This is a genomic window from Amycolatopsis sp. NPDC048633, assembly GCF_040650695.1.
GTDB lineage: Bacteria > Actinomycetota > Actinomycetes > Mycobacteriales > Pseudonocardiaceae > Amycolatopsis.
The window spans coordinates 81,130-97,468 of record NZ_JBEZHS010000012.1 but is presented as its reverse complement, the minus strand read 5'-3'; the positions used below and the strand labels follow the sequence as shown (position 1 = coordinate 97,468).

Sequence of the window (16,339 nt, the reverse complement as noted above, 5' to 3'; positions counted from 1 at the left end):
AACCACGATGGCCAAGTACCTCCTGCTCAAGCACTACCGCGGCGCCCCGGCCGCGGGCAACGACGTGCCCATGGACCAGTGGACGCCGGAAGAAGTCGCGGCGCACGTGAAGTACATGGAGGACTTCGCGGTCCGGATCGCGGAGACCGGCGAGTACGTCGACCACCAGGCGCTCGCCCCCGAGGGGACGTTCGTCCGGTTCGACGGCGAAGGGCGCCCGCCGGTCACCGACGGCCCGTTCGCCGAGACCAAGGACCTCATCGCCGGCTGGATGGTGATCGACGTCGACGGCTACGAACGCGCCCTCGAGCTGGCCGGGGAGTTGTCGGCCGCCCCCGGAGCGGGCGGCAAGCCGGTGCAGGAGTGGCTCGAGCTGCGTCCCTTCTACGGGTCACCCTGCATCACCGAGTGACCCACGTCACACAAAGCCGGGGTCGAGAAGCCGCCCACGACTCCGTCCCCGGCACGAACCACAGCCGATCCGACGAGGAGACCGACATGCAGCAGAGCACGATCGACGAGATCCTGAACCGCCCGCTCAGCCAGGAGCTGCTGGCCCGGGACCTGACCCGGCTCGCCTACACCGCCCTCGACGGCACGCCCCGCTCGATCCCGATCGGGTTCACCTGGAACGGCACGCACGTCGTGCTGTGCACCCCGAAGAACGCCCCCAAGCTGCCCGCGTTGCGCCGCAACCCGGCGGTCGCCCTGACGGTCGACACCGAGGTGCACCCGCCGAAGATCCTGCTGATCCGCGGCACGGCCGAGCTGGATGTCGTCGACGGCATCCCGGATGAGTACCTGCAGTTCAGCGGCACTTACAAGATGACGCCCGAGCAGCGGGCCGAGTGGGAGGTGGGCGTGCGGTCGCTCTACGACGGCATGGTCCGGATCGTGATCACCCCGACCTGGGCCAAGCTCATCGACTTCGAGACGACCCTGCCTTCCGCCGTCGAAGAGCTGGTGCAACAGCAGAAGGAACGTCAGCACGCCTGAGAGGGAGATCATCATGAGTGACAACCGCGTGCTGGCCCGGCTCGAACACATCGGCATCGTCGTCGACGACCTCGCGGCCGCGAAAGCGTTCTTCACCGAGCTCGGGCTGGAGCTGGAAGGCGAGATGACGGTCGAGGAGCGCGTCGTCGACCTCATCAACGGGCTCGACGGCGTCCGCTCGGACGTCGCGATGATGCGGACCCCGGACGGCCACGGATGCCTCGAGCTGATCCGGTACCAGACGCCCGCGGGCCCGGCGGGCGACCCGGCCGCGCCGGCGAACACGCCCGGCATCCGGCACATCCTGTTCGAGGTGGCGGACATCGACGACGTCGTCGCCCGCCTGCGGAACCACGGCGCCGAGCTCGTCGGCGAAGTCACGCAGTACGAGAACAGCTTCCGGCTCTGCTACCTGCGCGGTCCCGCGGGGATCATCGTCGAGCTGGCCGAAAAGATCGGGTGAACTGTGGACGAGGTCCTGCTGCGGAGCCTGACGCCGCACGTGCTCGGGATCCTCGTGCGGCGCGGAGCCGACTTCGCGTCGGCCGAGGACGCCGTGCAGGACGCGCTGGTCGAGGCTTTCCGCGTCTGGCCGGCCGAGCCGCCGCGCGACCCGAAGGGCTGGCTGGTCACGGTCGCCTGGCGCAAGTTCCTCGACGTCGCCCGGTCGGACACCGCCCGGCGGCGGCGCGAGGACCTCGTCGACGTCGAGCCGGAGCCCGGCCCGGCGGCCACCGCGGACGACACGCTCCAGCTCTACTTCCTGTGCGCGCACCCGTCGCTGACGCCGTCTTCGGCGGTCGCACTCACCCTGCGTGCCGTCGGCGGGCTGACCACCCGTCAGATCGCGCAGGCCTACCTGGTCCCCGAAACGACCATGGCGCAGCGCATCAGCCGGGCCAAGCGCACGGTCGGAGAGGTGCGGTTCGACCAGCCCGGTGACGTCGCGACCGTGCTGCGCGTCCTCTACCTGGTGTTCAACGAGGGCTACTCGGGCGATGTCGACCTGGCCGCCGAGGCCATCCGGCTGACCCGGCAGCTCGCGGCCGCGATCGACCACCCCGAGGTCGCGGGGCTGCTGGCGCTCATGCTGCTCCACCACGCGCGCCGCGCCGGGCGGACCGAGGCCGACGGCAGCCTGGTGCCGCTCGCCGAGCAGGACCGCGGCCGATGGGACACCGCGGCGATTGCCGAGGGCGTGGGGATCCTGCAGAAGGCCCTCGCCCGCGACCGGCTGGGCGAGTTCCAGGCCCAGGCGGCCATCGCGGCCCTGCACGCCGACGCGCCGGCCGCCGAGGAGACCGACTGGGTGCAGATCGTCGAGTGGTACGACGAGCTCGCCCGCCTGACCGACAGCCCGGTGGTCCGGCTCAACCGCGCGGTGGCGGTGGGCGAGGCCGACGGACCGCGCGCGGGCCTGGCGGCCCTCGCGGAGCTGGACGACGCGCTGCCCCGCCACGCGGCGGTGGCGGCGTACCTCCACGAACGCGACGGCGACCTGGCGACGGCGGCGCGGCTGTACGCCGAAGCGGCCGAGAAGGCGACCAACCTCGCGGAGCGCGGTCATTTGACTCGCCAGGCCGCGCGGCTCAACACCCGCCTGCGTGGTTGAGGGGATGCCCGCGTTGTGGAGAGTGGCGGCCGTCGGCCTGGGTGGCCGCGCGGGCCGCCTCGTGATCAGTCGCCGCCGGCCAGACCCGGCCCTCCTGAACCGGGCAACGGCGGCCCTGCCCGGTCCGAGGCGCGTCGCCCTCAGCCGAGGTGGTCGTTCGCTCCGCTGACCCAGCCGATGTAGCGCTCGGCCGAGCGGCGGACCGCGCCCTTGGCGTCGCCCAGGATCTTGCCGCCCAACAGGCCGTAGAGGCGGTCGAACTCGTACGGCTCGAGGCGGTCCACGATGCGCCGGACCAGGCCGGCCGACAGCGGGATCTTGTTGGGGTAGCTGCGCATGAAGGTCACCCAGCCCGCCGCCGCCACCGGCACCATCGTGTCGCCGACCAGCAAGAAACCGCCGGTCTCGGTTTCGACGTGGGCCACCGCCGCACCCGGGAAGTGCCCGCCCGCCTCAACAAGCGTCACGCCCGGGAGGACCCGCTCGGTGCCGGACCACGCCCGGATCACCGGGTCCTCGCGCCGCACCCACTGCCGGTCCGCGGCGTGCACCAGCACGGGGACGCGCCCGAGCCGATGGCTCCAGCTGACCTGGGAGCCGTACATGTGCGGGTGGCTGGCCACGATCACCGCGGCGCCGCCGAGCTCCTCGATCTCGGTGGCGAGCGCCGGGTCGAGGTGGTTCGGCGGGTCCCACAGGAGGTTGCCCTCGGCGGTCCGGACCAGGTGCGTCCACTGGCCGATGCCGAACGGTGGTTCGCGGTTGAACCGGTGCAGCCCCGGTTCCAGTTCCTCGTGCACGACTTCGTGGCCGCCGGCCGAAAGCTTGTCGAGGGTCGTCCACGCCTGCCCGGAGGCGGGCACCCACTGGCGGTCGTCGGCGCAGATGGCACACGTGCCGGCCGGGGGCCGGTCGGTGTCGGGGTGTTCGACCCCGCAGGTTCCGCAGATCCAGATCGTCATGACGTCAGTCTTGAAGCTCAGGCAAGGTCGAGGTCAACCCCGGTCCGGGAGCCCTGGGACAATCCCGCCATGGACTCGGGGACGACCACGCAGCTGATCACCGTGGGGGCGACGCTCGGCGGCGTGCTGCTCACGCTGCTGACCACCACGCTCGTGGAGGGCCGGAAGCTGAAGGCAACCCAGCGTGCCGAGGAACGCAAGCGCGCGGCCGAGCACGCCACCTGGCTGCGTGACGAACGGGTCAAGGCCTATGCGGGCCTGTCGAACGCCGGCGAAGAGGCCTTCCAGCTGATCCGCTCGGAGTTCGTCAAGCTGCCGGAGAACCGCGACGAGGTCGAGGCCCGGTGGCGGGAACGGCGCAACGACCTGCGCAAGGCGCACAACCAGGTGGCCCTGTTCGGCACCGGAGAACCACGCCGGCGCGGCAAGGAACTGTGGAAAGTAGCCCGCAACGGGGTGAACGACGTCCTCGCCGAACTGGACTCCGGGGAACGAAGGTGCGGCGGGCCAGTCTGGACCGCGTGCTGACCGGGATCAGCGAGACCGGCGACCGGTTCCTCGAAGCCTGCCGCGCCGACATCCAGGGCACGACGACGGACGACTAGTCAGGCCGGGCCGGCGAGACCGATCAGGTTGCCTTCGGGGTCGGTGAAGTGGGCGACCACCAGGTCGCGCCCCTTCGCGCGGTCCGGGCCCATCCGGCGCGTTCCGCCAAGGCGCTCGGCCTCCGCCAACGCCGCTTCAACGTCCGGGACACCCACGTAGAACACCACGTGCCGCTCGTGTCCCGCCCCGCCGCCGACGCCGCCCGGGATGGTCTCCGTTTCGACGAAACCGTAGTTGCCCGCTTCGGACACCTGGTCCGACACCGGCCCCGAGGTGTCGAACTCCCAGCCGAAGAGCTCGCCGTAGTACCCGCGCAGCCCCGCGGGGTCGGTGCCGATGATCTCGAAGTGCACGACCGGATTGCCCATGACGGCCACCGTACGCCGCCATAGTTGTTAAAAACAACCTTAGAGTTGTAAATTGGAACCATGCCGACAAGCCGGAGCTACGGGGACGCCTGCGCCACCGCCCGCGCGCTGGACGTCGTCGGGGAACGCTGGGCACTGCTCGTCGTGCGCGAGCTGCTGCTCGGGCCGCAACGCTTCTCCGACGTCCGCCGCGCGCTGCCGGGCGCCAGCTCGAACCTGGTCACCGACCGGCTCCGCGAACTCGAAGGCCACGGCGTGGTGACCCGCCGGAAGCTGCCGCCCCCGGCGGCGTCCACGGTCTACGAACTGACCGAGTGGGGTCGCGAGCTGGAGCCGATCGTGCTGGCCCTGGGCGCGTGGGCCGCCCGCGTCCCGCTCCCCCGGCCCGCGACGCTCGGCGCGACGTCGATGTTGCTCTTCCTCCGCGGCTCCGCCCGCCCACGCGCGACGGCCTGCTACCGCGTCGAACTGGACAGTCGCGTGTGGACGGTCCGCACCGAGCCGGGCCGGCTGACGGTCGAGCCGGGCGAACCAGCCGCGCCGGACGCGACGATCCGGACCGACCCGCCGACGTTGAACGCCCTGCTCGAGCGTCCCCAAGACCTGGACCAGGCGACAGAAGACAGCCGGGTGGCGGCGGAAGGTGATCTGAGAGCCGTCCGCCGGCTGCTTCGCGAACACGAAGGCTGACTCACGCGAAGTCCCCGGCATGGTCGTCGGCCCAGTCCGCGAAGCTCCGCGCCGGACGGCCGGTGACCGCAAGGACCGTCTCCGTCGTCGCCTGCGGCCGGTCCACCAGGGCGGCCAGCCGCCGGATCCGGGCTTCGACCACCTCCGCCGAACCGACGCGGCCGAGCCCGCGAGCCTCGAACGCCGCGGTGAGCTCGCGGCGGTAGTCGTCGAGGTCCTGGGTCTCGACGCGGACCGAACGCCCGGCAGCCTGACCGACCAACAAGGCCTGGCGCCGAACCGTGAGCGATTCGGGCCCGGTCAGCGAGTACACCGCACCGAGGTGCCCCGACGACGTCAGCGCACACGCGGCGACAGCGGCGATGTCCGCTTCGTGGACCAGAGCCGAGTGCGAGTCCGGGAACGGGTCGCGCACGACGCCGGCGCGGATCGAGTCCGCCCACAGCAGCCGGTTGGCCGCGAAGCCGCCGGGCCGCAGGAACGTCCACGGGATCCCCGCAGCGCGCACGGCTTGCTCGGCTTCGCCGTGGGCGCGGGTGATGGCGTCCTCCGACGCGGGATCCGCGCCCAGCGCGGACAGCAGCACGACCTGGGTCAGTCCGCTTGCCCGGGCGAGGAACCCGCCGAGCCCGGCCGTGCCCGCGTAGAGGAACGCCTTCGTCACGCCGTCCAAGGCCACGTCCCAGCTCTCGGGCCGGCCCAGATCGGCCGCGACCACCTCGACCCCGCCGGGCAGCCGGGCCCGGCCCGGGTCGCGCCCGGCCGCGCGCACCTCGTGTCCGTCTTCGAGCAGTCGTCCCACCAGCGCGCGGGCGACGTTCCCGCGGGCGCCGGTCACCAGAATCGTCATGCCCGAAGGCTCGTCCCCGGTGGCCGGAACGGGGTAGGCACTGGCGGTACCACCCCGGTGCGGGGTGATGATGGAAGCGTGGACAGGGTGGAGCTGAGCGGGTTCCTGCGCAGCCGGCGGGACCGACTGAAACCCGCCGACGTCGGTCTCGCTCCCGGCGGGCGGCGGCAGACGCCGGGGTTGCGGCGCACCGAAGTCGCGCTGCTGGCCGGGATCTCCGTCGACTACTACGTGCGGCTCGAGCAGGGCCGTGGACCGCAGCCGTCGGACCAGGTCCTCACCGCGCTCGGCCGCGCGCTGCGGCTGACGGGCGACGAACACGCGTACCTGCGGCGGCTGGCGCGGCCGGCTCTCACGCCGTCGCCGCGGCCGGTGCCCGGGAACGTCCTGCGGCTGCTCGACCGCCTCGGCGACGTGCCGGCCATGGTGATCGACGCGAGCTACGAACTGGTGGCGTGGAACCGGATGCTGGTCGCGCTGATCGGCGACCCGGCCGCGTGGTCGCCGCGGCGACGAAACCGGCTGCGACGGCTGTTCGACACCGGCGACACGGTCACCGGCAACCGCCTGGACCTGGCCCGGCTGTGCGTCGCGGACCTGCGGGCGAGCGGGCGGTACCCGGCCGATCCCGCGGTCCGGTCGCTCGTGGACGAGCTTCTCGAGGACAGCCCCGAATTCGCCCGGCTGTGGGCCGAGCGGGAGGTCGTGGTGCAGCGGACGCTGACCAAGCGGACCGTCCACCCGGTCGCGGGCCCGCTGGAGCTCGACTGCGAGATCCTCGCCGTCCCGGGCCACGAGTACCGGGTCGTCGTCTACACGGCGGCGCCGGGCACGCCGTCCGCCGAAGGGCTGAAACGACTCACCGCGTGAGCGCCTCCTCGCGGACCCGCAGCGACGGCGCCAGGAACACGATCGCGAACGTCACCACGACCGCCGACGACAACGCCCAGTGCAGCCCGATCCGCGTCGCCAGCGCGCCCACCAGCACCGGCTCCACCAGGAAACCCAGGTACCCGCACGCGGCGACGGCGGCCACCGCGCGGCCTGGCGCGTCCGCCTGCTTGCGGCTCGCCGCGCTCCACGCGATCGGCACGATCCCGGCCACGCCGAGGCCGACCACCGCGAAGCCGAACACCACCGCGACCGGCCATGGCGCGAAAAGGACCACGGCGAAACCCAGCACCGCGAGCGCGGTCGCCACGCGGACGAACCGCACCGCGCCCGTGCGCGCCACGAGCCGGTCGGCGACCAGGCGGACCGCGATCATCGTCCCGGAGAACGCGAAGTAGCCCAGTGACGCGAGCGCGGGCGTCGCGCCGGTGACGTCCGCGAGGTACACCGCGCTCCAGCTGTTGACCGCGCCTTCGGCGACGAACCCGCAGAACGCGATCACGCCCAGCGGCAGCAGCGCCCGGCTCGGCCACGCGAACGCCGCGTCGCCCTGGCCGCGGTCGGCGCCCGTGAGGAAGCGCGTCTTGGCCCACAGCGCCAGCGCGAGCAGCACCGCGCCCGCGATCGGGAAGTGCACCGAAACCGGGACGTGCAGGGCCTCCATCAGCGCGTCGACGCCGGAGCCCGCGAGGCCGCCGATGTTCCAGAACGCGTGGAAGCCGGCGAAGATCGGTCGGCCGTAGCCCTCCTCGACGCGGGCCGCGTGCGCGTTCATCGCGACGTCGAGCAGGCTGTTGCCCACCCCGAGCACGACGAGCGCCGCGACGAACACCGGCGCGGACCACGCGAACGCCACCAGCGGCAGCCCGCCGCACAGCACGACCGCGCCGAGCACGACCGCCGCGCGGCTGCCGATCCGGGTGAGCAGCGCCCCCGCGCCCACCAGGGCGACGACCGATCCCAGGGCGAGGCCGAAGAGCCCGGTCGCCAGCTGGCCAGTGGTCAGCCCCAGCTGCTCCTGCACCGCCGGCACCCGCGCCAGCCAGGTCGCGAACGCCGCGCCGCACACGGCGAAGACGACGGAGACTCCCAGTCGAGCGCGTTTCAGTTCTCCGGTCACTTCGGCGATTATCCTGATCTCGTGGCCAGCTGGGACGACGCCGGCCGGATCGCGCGCGGGCTGCCTGAAGTGATCGAGGACAGCTCGCGCGGGCATCTGGCCTGGCAGGTCGGCAAGAAGGGCTTCGCCTGGGAGCGCCCGCTGCGCAAGGGCGACGTCGAGGCGCTCGGCGCGCGGGCGCCCGCCGGGCCGGTGCTCTGCGCCTACGTGCCGGACGTCGGCGTCAAGGACGCGCTGGTCGCCGACGACCCGGCCGTCTTCTTCACGACCCCGCACTTCCGCGGCTTCCCCGCGATCCTCGTCGAGCTCGACCGGATCGACCGGCCGACGCTGGAAGAAGTGCTGGTCGAGGCGTGGTTGTGCCGGGCGCCGAAGCGGCTGGCGAAGACGTGGCTCGAAAATCGACCAACCATGTAGAGAACGCGGACCGGACTCCGTCCTTTCCCGTGAACGCGCTCACCGGGGCGCGGAAAGGAGCCGATCATGGCGAAGTACATGCTGCTGATGAGCTACAGCGGGGACACCGCGTGCGATCTCCCGATGGGCGAATGGCCGCCGGAGGACATCCGCGCGCACATCGACTTCCAGCACGCGCTCGACGCCGAGCTGCGGGACAAGGGCGAGCTCGTCGACGCGCAGGGCCTGGCCGGGCCCGACCTGGCGAAGACGGTGGTCTCCGACGGCCGGACCAGCCCCGTGGTCACCGACGGGCCGTACCCGGAGGGCAAGGAGCTGCTGGCCGGCTACTGGCTCGTCGACGTCGAGAGCGAGGAGCGCGCGCTGGAGATCGCGGCGAAGGCCTCAGCCGCGCCCGGGCCGGCCGGGGTGCCGATCCGGCAGCCGATCGAGGTGCGCCAGGTGATGAGCGCGCCCGCCTGATGGCCGGCGACCGGGTCGAGGACCTGCTGCGCACGCTCGCGCCGCAGGTCCTCGGCGTCGTCGCGCGACGGTTCCGCGACTTCGACGCCGCGGAGGACGCCGTGCAGGAGGCGCTGCTCGCGGCCGCGCGGCACTGGCCGTCCGGCGGATTGCCGGACAACCCGCGCGGGTGGCTGCTCCAGGCGGCCGTCAACCGGCTGACCGACCAGCTCCGCAGCGACCAGGCCCGTCGTCGCCGGGAAGACGCGGCGGCGCTCGAACCACCGCCGCCGCATGTCCCGGAAACCGACGACACGCTGACGCTGCTGTTCCTCTGCTGCCACCCGGCGCTCACGCCCGCGTCGGCGATCGCGCTGACGCTGCGCGCGGTCGGTGGCCTGACCACGGCCGAGATCGCCGGGGCGTTCCTGGTCCCGGAAGCGACGATGGCGCAGCGGATCAGCCGGGCCAAGGCGCGGATCAAGGCGTCGGACGTGCCGTTCCGGCTGCCCGCGCCCGAAGACCGCGAGGCCCGTCTGCGGTCCGTGCTGCACGTGCTCTACCTGGTGTTCAACGAGGGCTACACGAGCAGCGCGGGCGGCAGCCTGCACCGGACCGAGCTGTCCGGCGAGGCGATCCGGCTGACCCGGCTGCTGCACGGGACGCTGCCGGCCGACGGCGAGGTCACCGGGCTGCTGGCGCTGATGCTGCTCACCGACGCGCGGCGCCCGGCGCGGACCGGGCCGTCGGGCGAGCTGGTGCCGCTGACCGAGCAGGACCGGGCGAAGTGGCACCGCGGCCAGATCCGGGAGGGCGTCGCGCTGGTCACCGAGGCGCTCGCGCTCGGCGACGCGGGCGAGTACCGGCTGCAGGCCGCGATCGCCGCCGCGCACGACATCGCACCGCGCGTCGAAGACACCGACTGGGACCGCATCCTGCGGACCTACCGGCGGCTGGAGCGGCTGACGGACAACCCGGTGGTGACGCTCAACCGCGCGATCGCGACGGCGATGGTGCACGGGCCCGCCGCCGGGCTGGCGCTGCTGGAGACCCTCGAGCTGGGCGGGCACCGGCTCGACGCCGTCCGCGCGCACCTGCTGGAGCTGGCCGGGGACGTCGCCGGCGCCGTCCGGCACTACGACGCCGCGGCCGCGCGGACCACGAACACCCCGGAACAACGGTATCTCCTGACGCGGGCCGCTCGGCTCCGGTCGTCGAGCTCCTTCCAGAGCAGCTGAAAACAACCCCACGGCCGCCTCCGTCCGGACTATCTTGGCGGGGTGAAATCCTTGAGCCATGATCGGCTGGCCGAGGCGCTCGTCGCCGAGGCGGAGGAGTTCGGGATGGCGATCGAAGGCGCCGCGCCGGACGCGCGCGTCCCGACGTGTCCCGAATGGACGCTGCAGGACCTGACCCGCCACGTCGGGCTGGCCTACCACAAGTCCGCCGCCATCATCGCGAGCCGGCCCACCGGGTACGTGCCGTTCGACGCGGTCACCGTCGACGACCCGCCCGGCTTCGACGCTCTCGGCGACTGGCTGGTCGACGGCGCGGAACGGCTCGTCGAGGCCGTGGCCGACGTCGGTCCCGAAACGCCGACGTCGACCTGGACCCCCGATCGCCGCGCCGGGTTCTGGACGCGCCGGCTCACCCACGAGACCGTCGTCCACCGCGCGGACGCCGCGTTCGCGACCGGCGCGCCGTACGACGTCGACGGTGATCTGGCCGCGGACGGGATCGCCGAGGGCCTCGACCTGGTGGCCGTCTTTTCGCGGCTCGAGCATCCGGCGCTGGACCGGACGTCGCTGCGGGGTGACGGCGAAACCCTGCTGTTCCGGTCCACCGCGCCGGAGCTGGCCTGGCTGGCCCGCCGGACGCCGTCGGCCGTCGAGGTGAGTCAGTCGCAGGGAGACGCGGACGTCGTCGTCGAGGGCCGCGCCGTCGACCTGCTCCTCGCGCTGAACGGGCGCATCCCCACCGACGACCCGCGGCTGACGATTTCGGGCGACGCGGGCCTGTTCCGGCATTGGCGGGAGAACACGAAGTTCTGAGGCGCGCTGCCGCCCGTCGCACACCGGTGACGGCGGCCTGCCTTGACGGCTGTCATATAGTCGGTTCCGACTGATAGGGAGCGACTAGTGCCGCCACGCAAGATCCGCAACACCCTCGCGCTGGCCCTGCTCGGCCTGCTGCTGGAACGCCCGATGCACCCGTACGAAATGGCGTCCACGCTGCGCGAGCGCTTCAAGGACAGCAGCTTCAAGATCAACCCCGGCTCGCTCTACGACACCGTGGAGTCGCTGGCGAAGCACCGGTGGATCGAGCCGGTCGAGACGGTCCGGGAGGGCAATCGGCCGGAGCGGACGGTCTACGCGCACACCGAACTCGGCCGCCAGGAGTTCATCGCGTGGCTCGACGAACTGGTCCGCGAGCCGGTCGCGGAGTACCCGAAGTTCGTCGCGGCGGTGAGCTACCTCGGCGCGCTCGGCCCGGAGCGCGCGGCCGACGCGCTGGAGGAACGCGCCCGTCACCTGGCCGCCCGCATCGACGGCGCGAACACCGCGCTCGACGAAACCGTCGGCAAGGGGGCGCCGCGGCTGTTCATGATCGAGGTCGAGTTCGTCCGCCACGCGTGGCAGGCGGAGCTCGACTGGGCCCGCGCCACCGCCGCCGAAATCCGCGCCGGCTCGCTGCCCTGGCCCGACCACTTCTGAGGGGAAACTCGTGCTCGAAACCGATGTCCTCGTCGCCGGCGCCGGTCCGGCCGGCCTGCTCGTCGCCGCGGAGCTCGCGCTGGCCGGCGTCCGCGCCACGATCGTCGAACGCCATCCTTCGCGGCCGCCGTACTGCCGCGGTTTCAACCTCAACTCGCGTTCGCTGGACCTGCTGGCCCGCCGTGGGCTGGCCGAGGGCCTGGTCGCCGAAGGCCACCAGGTGCCGCACGCCCCGGTGACCGGCCTGCCCGGCCCGCTGTCACTCACCGACGCGGCGACCGGCCACCCGTTCTCGCTGGGGATTCCGCAGACCCGCGTCGAAGAGGTCCTGGAAGGGTGGGCCGCCGACCTCGGCGTCGAAATCCTGCGGGGGCACGAGCTGCGGTCCTTCACGCAGTCCCCGGAAAGCGTTTCCTCAGTCGTCCACAACGGACAATTCGGCCGCACGATCTCCGCCCGTTTCCTGGTGGGGTGCGACGGTGGGCGCAGCACGGTGCGCAAGCAGGCCGGGATCGGCTTCCCGGGCGTCGACGCGCGCTGGTACGCGCTGCTCGGCGACGTCGAATGCGAGCTGCCGTACGGGGTTTCGGCCGGGCCGGACGGCCGCACGGTGTTCGTCATCCCGCGGCCGGGCTACGTCCGGATCGTGGTGCGCGAGGACGACCCGCCGGCCGACAAGTACGCGCCCGTGACGCTCGAACGGCTCCAGGCCCAGGTGGACGCGGTGCTCGGCCGGCACGTCGAGCTGCGCGAACCCCGCTGGCTGACCCGCTTCGGCGACGCGGCGCGCTTGGCCACGCACTATCGCGAAGGCCGGGTGCTCCTGGCGGGCGACGCGGCGCACATCCACCCGCCGGCGGGGGCGATCGGGGTGAACGTGGCGCTCGACGACGCGTTCAACCTCGGCTGGAAGCTCGCGGCGACGGTGCTCGGGACCGCGCCGGAGGGGCTACTGGACACGTACCACACCGAGCGGCACGAGGCGGGCTCGCGGATTCTGGCGAACACGCAGGCGCAGGTGGCACTGGGCGAGGCCCCCGACGAGCCGCTCGCCGACCTGATGCGGCGGGTCGCGGCGCATCCGGCGGGGAACCGGGCGCTGGCGGAGATCATCACGGGGCTGGACGCGTGTTACTCGCCGGGAGGGCACCCGTGGCTGGGGCGACTGGCGCCGGACGTGCCGCTCGTGGTCGATGGTCGCGAGACGCATTTGGCCGCGCTGCTGCATTCCGGACGTCCGGTGCTGGTGGATCTGGCGGGATCCTTTGCTGCCTGGTCGCCGGCGGTTGAGGTGGTTGCCGCGTCGAGTCCGTCCGCTTCGGACATCGACGCGGTGTTGTTGCGGCCGGATGGGCACGTGGCTTGGGTCGGTACGTCCGGCTCGGGCGACGAAGGGCTGGCGGAGGCGGTGCACCGCTGGATCGGCGACGCGGCTTCTGCCCTTTCTCTGCAGGGAAACGTTGGGTCCGCGCGGCCGGCTTGACGGCCAGCGATGCTGACCCGAGGGCCGTGGTCGCACGATTGTGTTGTTGTGAATGACTCTTTCACCTCGTCGGACGAGGTGAAAGAGTCATTCACGGCGTCCGAACCGCAGCAGCACCCCCGCCCTTCCCTTGGGGGGCGTCCCCGGCTCCAGTCTATCGGCCAGGTAGGTCCGAACCGCGGGATCGCTCGGCGAGCACCCGAGTTGTCCACATCGGGGCCGGGCTGGGGAAAGGTCAGCGCGGGCGGTCCAGGACCGCCCGCTGCTCGACCCGTCCGTCGAGCGTGAAACGGCTGTGCGGGGTGAAGCCGAGCTTCTCCACCACTCGCGCCGAGGCCTTGTTCACCGGCTCGTACACCGCCAGCAGACGCTCCGCGAAGCCGGCCGAGAAGACGTGGTCGCGGACCGCCGTCGTCGCCTCCGTTGCGTAGCCCCGGCCCCAGCCCGATGGGGCGACCCACCAGCCCATCTCCACCGCCGGCAACCCCAAGCCGGACTCCTGGGGGCTGCGGCTGACCAGCGATACCACTCCGTCGAACGAACCCGGCGCCGCGGACACCGCGAACCAGCCGAAACCGTGCGACGCCCAGTGCGCGAGCGTCGCCTGGTGCTTGGCGAGCGTGTACTCGTGGGTCCACGGCTCGCCCGTGCCCACGAACCGGACCGTGTCCGGAATCTGGGCCAGCGCGAACAAGTCGTCGAAGTACTCCTCGGCCCACTGGTGGAGCGTGAGCCGTTCCGTGGTGATCAGCACCACCGACAGTTTAGGCGCGCGCCGGTTTTCCGCCATCGATTACCGCCGGTCACGAAGAGGTAGCCCGTTCGGCCTATGGTCCGGACCACATTAATGGTCTATACCAATTAGGTCCGGTAGTCCCCGCCGCCGCGCTCGTCGTCGTGGAGGTTCCACCATGCGTCTCCGTTCCCTGCTGGCCGGGCTGGCCGGCTTAGCGCTCGTGAGCACCGGGCTCGGCGCTCCCGCCGAGGCCGCCGCCGGGTCACCGATCCCCGTCGGGCCCTACGTCGACATGGGGGCCTGGCCCACGCCCAGTTTGTCCGCGATGTCCGCCGCGAGCGGCGTCAAAGGATTCACGCTCGCCTTCGTCAACTCCTACGGCTGCAAGGCCAGCTGGTTCGGCGCCTACGACCCGCGCACCGCCTGGCAGAAGGACGAAATCACCAAGATCCGCAACGCCGGCGGCGACGTCAAGATCTCCTTCGGCGGCGCGTCCGGCATCGAGCTGGCCCAGGCCTGCAGCACGTCCGCCCAGGTGGCGGCCGAGTACGACGCCGTCGTCAAGGCGTACGGCCTGAAGTACGCCGACTTCGACATCGAGGGCGCGGCCGTCGCGGATCCGACGTCGATCGCCCGCCGCTCTCAAGCCCTGAAGACGCTCCAGAACAACAACCCGGGGCTGAAGATCTCGCTGACCCTGCCTGCGCTGCCGACCGGCCTCGACGCGAACGGGCTCAACGTCGTCAAGGCGGCCAAGGACGCCAGCGTCACCCTCGACCTCGTCAACATCATGGCGATGGACTACTACCAGGGTGCCGGTGACCAGGGCGCGAAAGCGATTTCCGCAGCCAAGGCGACGCAGGCGCAGCTCAAGTCGCTCTACGGGCTGAGCGACGCGGCGGCGTGGAAGAAGGTCGGCGTGACCCCGATGATCGGCGTCAACGACTCGCAGAACGAGATCTTCTACCAGAAGGACGCGAAGGCGCTGGTGGCGTTCGCGAAGACCGTCCACCTGGGCATGCTCTCGTTCTGGGAGGCCGGGCGTGACGCCAACGCGTGCACCGGCGCGCTCTACAAGTGCACCAACGTGCCGCAGGCGAAGTACGAGTTCGCGAAGATCTTCGCCGGCTACACGGGCTGATCCGGCGCCGGGCGGGGTCCACGGACTCCGCCCGGCGGGCAGGATGGTCACGCCTCCTCGTTCGGTGCCGCCGCGGCCGCGTACGCCGAGGCCGCCGTGCGGTGGGCGCTCGAACCCGCCGCCGGGGTGCGGGTGCTCGATCTCGGCGCCGGGACCGGAAAGCTCACCGCCACGCTGGTCGCGGTCGGCGCCGACGTCACCGCGGTGGAGCCCGATCCGGCGATGCTGGCCGAGCTGCGCGGAGAACTGCCCGACGTCCGGGCGCTGCCGGGGCGGGCCGAGGCGATCCCGCTGCCCGACGCCTCCGTCGACGCCGTGGTGGCGCTCCTCGCGACCAGGGCGGGGATGCTGGTCATGCCGGAACAGGAACGCACCGTCACGCTCGAACGAATCCGCGCTTACCTCGCGCGCACCCCGGAAACCGCCGACGGCGAGTTCACGCTTCCGATGCTGACCCGCGTGCTGCGCGTCACCAGCTGACGGCGTCCGCGATCAGCGCGTCCCGCACCGCCGCGGGCCCCGCCCGGCAGGGTTCCGCACGAGTGACCACGAAGAGCGTGTTGATCGGCGGCTCGACCGGGTCCAGCAGCGCCACCAGGTCACCCGAAGCCAGCTCGGCCGCGCACAGGTACCGCGGGAGCACGCTGACGCCGAAGCCGGCCAGCACGCACGTCAGGACGCCGCGCAGGTCCGGGACGACGACGGATGGCCCGGCGGGCGGCCGGACACCCAGCACCGAACGCCAGTAGCGGCGGATGATCGGCAGGTCCTCGGCGTACGCCACCAGCGGTGCCGTCCGCGGGTCGCCGTCGAAGCCGCGCGGGCCGACCAGGACGAACTCCTCGTCGGTCAGCGGTGTCGCCGTGAGACCGCGGCCGCGCGGCCGGATCGTGGACACGACCAGGTCGGACCGGCGCTGCGAAAGGCCCGCCAGCAGGTCGTCGGCCAGGCCGAACGTGACCCGCAGCTTCAGCCCGGAAGCGACCAGGCCGGCCAACGCGGGCAGCACGCGCGCGGTGGTCAGCTCCGCCGGTCCGGCCAGGTGCACCGGCGCGGCGAAGGGGTCGGCCTCGCCGACGGTCAAGGAAGAAAGCGCGTCGACGTGCGGGGCGACCCGGGCAGCCAGCTCGTCGGCCGCCGGGGTGGGGGTGACGCCGCGGGCACGCCGGACGAACAGCTGCCGCCCGAGCTGCTCCTCCAGGGCTCTGACCTGCGCGGTCACCGTCGGCTGGGACAAGCCCAGCGACGGCGCCGCACCGGTCAGCGAGCCCGCGCGGTGGACCGCGAGGAACGTCCGCAGCAGGTCGAGGTC

At 72.3% G+C, this 16,339-nt stretch carries 21 protein-coding genes; 15 read left to right on the top strand and 6 right to left on the bottom strand.

Features of this window, described 5'->3' with window-relative positions; genetic code table 11:
- Positions 1 to 7: 7 nt before the first annotated feature.
- The 4 genes from AB0C38_RS22580 (at position 8) to AB0C38_RS22565 (ending at position 2,608) form a co-directional block, all read left to right on the top strand.
- Entirely contained in the window at positions 8 to 412 is a 405-nt protein-coding gene (locus tag AB0C38_RS22580; RefSeq protein ID WP_360676468.1) for a YciI family protein, read from the top strand.
- Between the two features lie 86 nt (positions 413 to 498).
- Complete coding sequence (locus AB0C38_RS22575; RefSeq protein ID WP_360676465.1) at positions 499 to 996, top strand: pyridoxamine 5'-phosphate oxidase family protein; 498 nt, start codon at positions 499 to 501, stop codon at positions 994 to 996.
- Between the two features lie 13 nt (positions 997 to 1,009).
- Positions 1,010 to 1,459 (top strand): VOC family protein, encoded by a 450-nt coding sequence (locus AB0C38_RS22570; protein ID WP_360676464.1) that lies wholly within the window; start codon positions 1,010 to 1,012, stop codon positions 1,457 to 1,459.
- A 3-nt stretch (positions 1,460 to 1,462) separates the two neighbouring features.
- Positions 1,463 to 2,608, top strand: a complete 1,146-nt coding sequence (locus AB0C38_RS22565) for a DUF6596 domain-containing protein (protein WP_360676460.1) — start codon at positions 1,463 to 1,465, stop codon at positions 2,606 to 2,608.
- Between the two features lie 140 nt (positions 2,609 to 2,748).
- On the opposite strand, the gene AB0C38_RS22560 is transcribed toward AB0C38_RS22565, so the two are convergent.
- On the bottom strand, positions 2,749 to 3,570 hold the full coding sequence (locus tag AB0C38_RS22560; protein ID WP_360676457.1) for a hydrolase: 822 nt from the start codon (positions 3,568 to 3,570) through the stop codon (positions 2,749 to 2,751).
- Positions 3,571 to 3,639: 69 nt separating this feature from the next.
- Here AB0C38_RS22560 and AB0C38_RS22555 point away from each other — a divergent pair, with 69 nt between their 5' ends.
- Positions 3,640 to 4,098 (top strand): hypothetical protein, encoded by a 459-nt coding sequence (locus AB0C38_RS22555; RefSeq protein ID WP_360676454.1) that lies wholly within the window; start codon positions 3,640 to 3,642, stop codon positions 4,096 to 4,098.
- Between the two features lie 77 nt (positions 4,099 to 4,175).
- On the opposite strand, the gene AB0C38_RS22550 is transcribed toward AB0C38_RS22555, so the two are convergent.
- Entirely contained in the window at positions 4,176 to 4,544 is a 369-nt protein-coding gene (locus AB0C38_RS22550) for a VOC family protein (protein WP_360676451.1), read from the bottom strand.
- Between the two features lie 60 nt (positions 4,545 to 4,604).
- Here AB0C38_RS22550 and AB0C38_RS22545 point away from each other — a divergent pair, with 60 nt between their 5' ends.
- Positions 4,605 to 5,234, top strand: a complete 630-nt coding sequence (locus tag AB0C38_RS22545; RefSeq protein WP_360676448.1) for a winged helix-turn-helix transcriptional regulator — start codon at positions 4,605 to 4,607, stop codon at positions 5,232 to 5,234.
- A gap of 1 nt (position 5,235) precedes the next feature.
- Here AB0C38_RS22545 and AB0C38_RS22540 read toward each other — a convergent pair whose 3' ends face one another.
- Positions 5,236 to 6,084 carry an NAD(P)H-binding protein gene (locus AB0C38_RS22540; RefSeq protein WP_360676445.1) on the bottom strand — a complete coding sequence of 283 codons (849 nt, stop codon included), beginning with the start codon at positions 6,082 to 6,084 and terminating at the stop codon, positions 5,236 to 5,238.
- A 78-nt stretch (positions 6,085 to 6,162) separates the two neighbouring features.
- Here AB0C38_RS22540 and AB0C38_RS22535 point away from each other — a divergent pair, with 78 nt between their 5' ends.
- Entirely contained in the window at positions 6,163 to 6,954 is a 792-nt protein-coding gene (locus tag AB0C38_RS22535; protein ID WP_360676442.1) for a helix-turn-helix transcriptional regulator, read from the top strand.
- On the opposite strand, the gene AB0C38_RS22530 is transcribed toward AB0C38_RS22535, so the two are convergent.
- Positions 6,944 to 8,095, bottom strand: coding sequence for an MFS transporter (locus AB0C38_RS22530; protein ID WP_360676439.1), 1,152 nt, complete (start codon positions 8,093 to 8,095; stop codon positions 6,944 to 6,946). The two genes, AB0C38_RS22535 and AB0C38_RS22530, sit on opposite strands and share 11 nt — an antisense overlap.
- Before the next feature lie 21 nt (positions 8,096 to 8,116).
- Here AB0C38_RS22530 and AB0C38_RS22525 point away from each other — a divergent pair, with 21 nt between their 5' ends.
- The 6 genes from AB0C38_RS22525 to AB0C38_RS22500 all read left to right on the top strand — a co-directional run bounded on the left by AB0C38_RS22525 (position 8,117) and on the right by AB0C38_RS22500 (position 13,150).
- Positions 8,117 to 8,512, top strand: coding sequence for an MmcQ/YjbR family DNA-binding protein (locus tag AB0C38_RS22525; RefSeq protein WP_360676436.1), 396 nt, complete (start codon positions 8,117 to 8,119; stop codon positions 8,510 to 8,512).
- Positions 8,513 to 8,578: 66 nt separating this feature from the next.
- A complete protein-coding gene (locus tag AB0C38_RS22520) occupies positions 8,579 to 8,974 on the top strand; it encodes a YciI family protein (protein ID WP_360676433.1) in 396 nt (131 codons plus the stop codon).
- A complete protein-coding gene (locus AB0C38_RS22515) occupies positions 8,974 to 10,191 on the top strand; it encodes a sigma-70 family RNA polymerase sigma factor (RefSeq protein WP_360676430.1) in 1,218 nt (405 codons plus the stop codon). The genes AB0C38_RS22520 and AB0C38_RS22515 overlap by 1 nt, the downstream gene beginning before the upstream one ends.
- 42 nt (positions 10,192 to 10,233) lie before the next feature.
- Positions 10,234 to 11,004, top strand: a complete 771-nt coding sequence (locus AB0C38_RS22510) for a maleylpyruvate isomerase family mycothiol-dependent enzyme (protein WP_360676427.1) — start codon at positions 10,234 to 10,236, stop codon at positions 11,002 to 11,004.
- Between the two features lie 87 nt (positions 11,005 to 11,091).
- Positions 11,092 to 11,667, top strand: a complete 576-nt coding sequence (locus AB0C38_RS22505; RefSeq protein WP_360676424.1) for a PadR family transcriptional regulator — start codon at positions 11,092 to 11,094, stop codon at positions 11,665 to 11,667.
- Between the two features lie 10 nt (positions 11,668 to 11,677).
- Positions 11,678 to 13,150 carry an FAD-dependent monooxygenase gene (locus tag AB0C38_RS22500; RefSeq protein WP_360676421.1) on the top strand — a complete coding sequence of 491 codons (1,473 nt, stop codon included), beginning with the start codon at positions 11,678 to 11,680 and terminating at the stop codon, positions 13,148 to 13,150.
- 235 nt (positions 13,151 to 13,385) lie between these two features.
- On the opposite strand, the gene AB0C38_RS22495 is transcribed toward AB0C38_RS22500, so the two are convergent.
- Positions 13,386 to 13,904 carry a GNAT family N-acetyltransferase gene (locus AB0C38_RS22495; protein WP_360676418.1) on the bottom strand — a complete coding sequence of 173 codons (519 nt, stop codon included), beginning with the start codon at positions 13,902 to 13,904 and terminating at the stop codon, positions 13,386 to 13,388.
- A gap of 157 nt (positions 13,905 to 14,061) precedes the next feature.
- Here AB0C38_RS22495 and AB0C38_RS22490 point away from each other — a divergent pair, with 157 nt between their 5' ends.
- Together AB0C38_RS22490 and AB0C38_RS22485 are read left to right on the top strand one after the other, a co-directional pair.
- On the top strand, positions 14,062 to 15,027 hold the full coding sequence (locus AB0C38_RS22490; protein WP_360676415.1) for a chitinase: 966 nt from the start codon (positions 14,062 to 14,064) through the stop codon (positions 15,025 to 15,027).
- A gap of 96 nt (positions 15,028 to 15,123) precedes the next feature.
- Positions 15,124 to 15,507 (top strand): class I SAM-dependent methyltransferase, encoded by a 384-nt coding sequence (locus AB0C38_RS22485; protein WP_360676412.1) that lies wholly within the window; start codon positions 15,124 to 15,126, stop codon positions 15,505 to 15,507.
- Here the strand turns inward: AB0C38_RS22485 and AB0C38_RS22480 are convergent.
- On the bottom strand, positions 15,497 to 16,327 hold the full coding sequence (locus tag AB0C38_RS22480) for a LysR family transcriptional regulator (protein ID WP_360676777.1): 831 nt from the start codon (positions 16,325 to 16,327) through the stop codon (positions 15,497 to 15,499). The genes AB0C38_RS22485 and AB0C38_RS22480 overlap by 11 nt on opposite strands.
- Positions 16,328 to 16,339: the final 12 nt, after the last annotated feature.

What these genes read in the sequence shown, in the direction of transcription:
- AB0C38_RS22580 (WP_360676468.1), top strand. Translation starts at nt 8, where the DNA reads ATGGCCAAGTACCTCCTGCTCAAGCACTACCGCGGCGCCCCGGCCGCG.
- AB0C38_RS22575 (WP_360676465.1), top strand. Translation starts at nt 499, where the DNA reads ATGCAGCAGAGCACGATCGACGAGATCCTGAACCGCCCGCTCAGCCAG.
- AB0C38_RS22570 (WP_360676464.1), top strand. Translation starts at nt 1,010, where the DNA reads ATGAGTGACAACCGCGTGCTGGCCCGGCTCGAACACATCGGCATCGTC.
- AB0C38_RS22560 (WP_360676457.1), bottom strand. Translation starts at nt 3,570, where the DNA reads ATGACGATCTGGATCTGCGGAACCTGCGGGGTCGAACACCCCGACACC.
- AB0C38_RS22555 (WP_360676454.1), top strand. Translation starts at nt 3,640, where the DNA reads ATGGACTCGGGGACGACCACGCAGCTGATCACCGTGGGGGCGACGCTC.
- AB0C38_RS22550 (WP_360676451.1), bottom strand. Translation starts at nt 4,544, where the DNA reads ATGGGCAATCCGGTCGTGCACTTCGAGATCATCGGCACCGACCCCGCG.
- AB0C38_RS22545 (WP_360676448.1), top strand. Translation starts at nt 4,605, where the DNA reads ATGCCGACAAGCCGGAGCTACGGGGACGCCTGCGCCACCGCCCGCGCG.
- AB0C38_RS22540 (WP_360676445.1), bottom strand. Translation starts at nt 6,084, where the DNA reads ATGACGATTCTGGTGACCGGCGCCCGCGGGAACGTCGCCCGCGCGCTG.
- AB0C38_RS22520 (WP_360676433.1), top strand. Translation starts at nt 8,579, where the DNA reads ATGGCGAAGTACATGCTGCTGATGAGCTACAGCGGGGACACCGCGTGC.
- AB0C38_RS22515 (WP_360676430.1), top strand. Translation starts at nt 8,974, where the DNA reads ATGGCCGGCGACCGGGTCGAGGACCTGCTGCGCACGCTCGCGCCGCAG.
- AB0C38_RS22490 (WP_360676415.1), top strand. Translation starts at nt 14,062, where the DNA reads ATGCGTCTCCGTTCCCTGCTGGCCGGGCTGGCCGGCTTAGCGCTCGTG.